General features: G+C 50.9%; 3 protein-coding genes and 1 tRNA gene. 3 read left to right on the top strand and 1 reads right to left on the bottom strand.

Features of this window, described 5'->3' with window-relative positions; genetic code table 11:
* Nucleotides 1-26 precede the first annotated feature (26 nt).
* Nucleotides 27-362, bottom strand: coding sequence for a hypothetical protein (locus HMPREF0494_RS03120; RefSeq protein WP_007123478.1), 336 nt, complete (start codon nt 360-362; stop codon nt 27-29).
* Nucleotides 363-500: 138 nt separating this feature from the next.
* Between HMPREF0494_RS03120 and HMPREF0494_RS03115 the strand changes: the two genes are divergently transcribed.
* The 3 genes from HMPREF0494_RS03115 to argS all read left to right on the top strand — a co-directional run bounded on the left by HMPREF0494_RS03115 (nt 501) and on the right by argS (nt 3,078).
* Complete coding sequence (locus tag HMPREF0494_RS03115; RefSeq protein WP_040458712.1) at nt 501-812, top strand: hypothetical protein; 312 nt, start codon at nt 501-503, stop codon at nt 810-812.
* 41 nt (nt 813-853) lie between these two features.
* Nucleotides 854-924, top strand: a tRNA-Gly gene (locus tag HMPREF0494_RS03110).
* A gap of 465 nt (nt 925-1,389) precedes the next feature.
* Complete coding sequence (gene argS, locus HMPREF0494_RS03105) at nt 1,390-3,078, top strand: arginine--tRNA ligase (protein ID WP_007123476.1); 1,689 nt, start codon at nt 1,390-1,392, stop codon at nt 3,076-3,078.
* Nucleotides 3,079-3,148: the final 70 nt, after the last annotated feature.

Raw genomic sequence — 3,148 nt, 5'->3', positions numbered from 1 at the left:
GTTAATTACTTTAATGAAGGAAAATGTTAGAAGAAGACGATAATAATGATCATTGCGATTACCAGGGCACCTGTAACCCCGGTGGTCCGCGGGGGGTTGCCAAACGTTTCCCGCTTGAGCCGGAAGGTGTTTTCCAGGTAAATGTAGACCACAATCAGGTAGAGCAGCCAGATGATGTTGCGAACCAGGACGACCGGATAATTGGTAATCAACTTGATGACGGAGAGGGTCAGCAGGATAAAGTAGGCGACGCGCGCGATCCCCAGCCAATCGGCAACGTGCTTTTCCTTTTTGGAATGGTTTCCGCAAATGGTGGCGATAATCAAAATCACCACCATCACTTCAGCAATTGGTTTTATCATAATACTAATTCCTTTCTATGACGATTTTACCATTAAAGCAGGAGGCTGACCAACCAGTCGTTGGACTTGAAAAAGGACTAAAAAAAGTGTAAAGTGTTTCCTGTTATCCCATTGGAAATTATTAGCGAGGTGAAAACTATGGCTGATTTTGAAATTGGTGATGTTGTTGGCTGCAAGAAGTTTGGCCCAATGGATCACGACTTCCAGGGAGTAGTAGAGAAAGTTTACAATAATTCTGTAATGGTTTCGATTAATGACTTTGATCCGGCTGATAAGAGCGGGGTTAACGAGTTGAACGGCCGGGCGGTGGTCCGGCAAGACGAAGTCAAGATGATCAAAGCTGTCCCACGGGAAGATAACGATGGTGACGATGCGGATGAAAGCAAGGACACCAAGAAAAAAACGGCAAAACGAAAAAAAACAACGAAAAAGGCTGACAAAGAAGATTAATTAGTGTATACTAACTTAGTGTTGATGATTAAGTTAGTAATGCGGGTATAGTTTAGTGGTAAAACTTAACCTTCCCAAGGTTGCGTCGCGAGTTCGATTCTCGTTACCCGCTTATTGAAAAGAGGCCGGGAATTAACTTAGCCTCTTTGCTTTTTAAAAGATAAAAAGGCAACAGCGCAGTAGCTGGCTGGCAGTTCAAACGCTGATAAATCAGCATTTGACCAACCTAGCCAGCCTTCCTACAGGCTAGCTGCGCGTCGACGGAGGTGGGACAACGAACTAGGCAAACTAGTTCTGTCCCACTCTCTTTTGCTGAGGTCTCCGCTTGTATTTGCGCGGATCTTTGCTATAATAGTTGATTGTAAAACTTGGCGTGAGTAGTAGCGGGCGGCCACTATGCAGCGACCCCAAATTTGGTGTGAGTTGGGGGAGTGGTTCCGGTGAAGGCGTGCACGTCAGGACAGCTAAATTAGTCTTTAAAGAGTGGAAGCCAATTCAATTAGAGTGGTACCGCGGGAAATCTCGTCTCTAGTATGTTTTTTCATACTGGGGACTTTTTATTTAAGGAGGAAATTAAATGGACGAAAAACAACGGGTCGCATCGGCAGTTGCTGCTACCCTGCCAGACCTATCATTAGAAGAAATTGTTGACAAGATTGAACGGCCAAAGGATGCCAACAACGGGGACTACGCTTTCCCAACCTTCTTCCTAGCCAAGACGCTGCACAAGGCTCCGCAGATGATTGCGGCGGACCTGGTGGAAAAGATTGACCAGGCTGGCTTCGAAAAGGTCGTTGTCGCTGGTCCTTACATCAACTTCTTCCTGGACAAGGCCCAGGTTGGGGCGGAAATCATCAAGGCGATTTTAGCTGATCCGGCTGGTTATGGTAAGAAGGACCTCGGTCACGGGGCCAACGTCACGATTGACTATTCGTCACCGAACATCGCCAAGCCGATGGGGATGGGGCACCTCCGTTCGACCATGATTGGTGAAGCGATTGCCCGGATCCTGGAGAAGGAAAACTACACGCCAGTCCGGATTGACTACCTGGGTGACTGGGGAACCCAATTCGGGAAGCTGATGGCGGCTTACCAGATGTGGGGGAGCGAAGAAGAGGTCAAAAAGGATCCCATCAACACCCTGCTGAAGTACTACGTTCGCATTAACACCGAAGCCGAAGAGCACCCGGAATACACCGACGCCGGCCGGGAATGGTTTGCCAAGCTGGAACACGGCGACAAGGAAGCTTGGCGCCTGTGGCACTGGTTCCGGCAAATCTCCATCGAACGGTTCCGAAAGGTTTACGATATGCTGGACGTCCACTTTGACTCCTTCAACGGGGAAGCCTTCTCGGCCCAAAAGATGGATGACCCGATCCAGCTGTTGAAGGACAAGCACCTGCTCAAGGCCAGCCGGGGCGCCCAAATCGTCGACCTGGACGCCTACAAGCTGACGCCACCGCTGATTATCAAGAGCAACGGGACGACCACCTACATTACCCGGGACCTGGCCACGGCCCTCTACCGGAAGCGGATGTTTGGTCACGCCAAGTCCTTGTACGTAGTTGGTGCCGAACAGGAAAACTACTACAAGCAGCTCAAGGCGGTCCTCAAAGAAATGGGCTTCACTTGGTGGGACCAACTGGAACACATTTCCTTCGGCCTGATGAACCTGAACGGGCAAAAGATGTCAACGCGGAAAGGAAACGTGGTCAACTTGGAGGACGTCTTGAACGACTCCATCAAGCTGGCTCGCCAACAGATTGCCGAAAAGAACCCGGACCTGCCAAACGCCGATGAGGTAGCCAAGCAGGTTGGGGTCGGTGCCGTGATCTTCCACGACCTCAAGAACGACCGGCGGAACGCAGTTAACTTCAAGCTGGAAGACGTAGTCAAGTTTGAAGGGGAAACCGGTCCATACGTTCAGTACGCCCGGGCCCGGGCCGAGAGTATCCTCCGCAAGGGTGGCGTTCGTGACTTCAGCGCTGTGGACCTGACCAAGGTCGGCGATGCGGCTTGGGATATCTTGAGCTTCCTCAGCCAGTACAGCGACGTGGTGGAACGGGCCGCGGTCAACTATGACCCGTCCGTGATCGCCAAGTACGCGCTGGAACTGTCGAAGAAGTTTAACCAGTACTACGCCCACAACCGGATCCTCCAGGATGACGAAGGGCAGACTGCCCGCCTAGCCCTTGTCCAGGCCGTCAGCCATATCCTCAAGGATGCCCTGGCAATGCTGGACATCAAGGCCCCGGACGAGATGTAACTGGGGGAAGTGAACGCGCTTCTTCGACAGGATTTTGTAATAGGAATAAATTAGCAAGAGGCTGGGAGAA

This window comes from Limosilactobacillus antri DSM 16041 (genome assembly GCF_000160835.1).
GTDB lineage: Bacteria > Bacillota > Bacilli > Lactobacillales > Lactobacillaceae > Limosilactobacillus > Limosilactobacillus antri.
The sequence above is the reverse complement of the archived record's forward strand: the minus strand, read 5'-3'. Positions and strand labels throughout refer to the sequence as shown.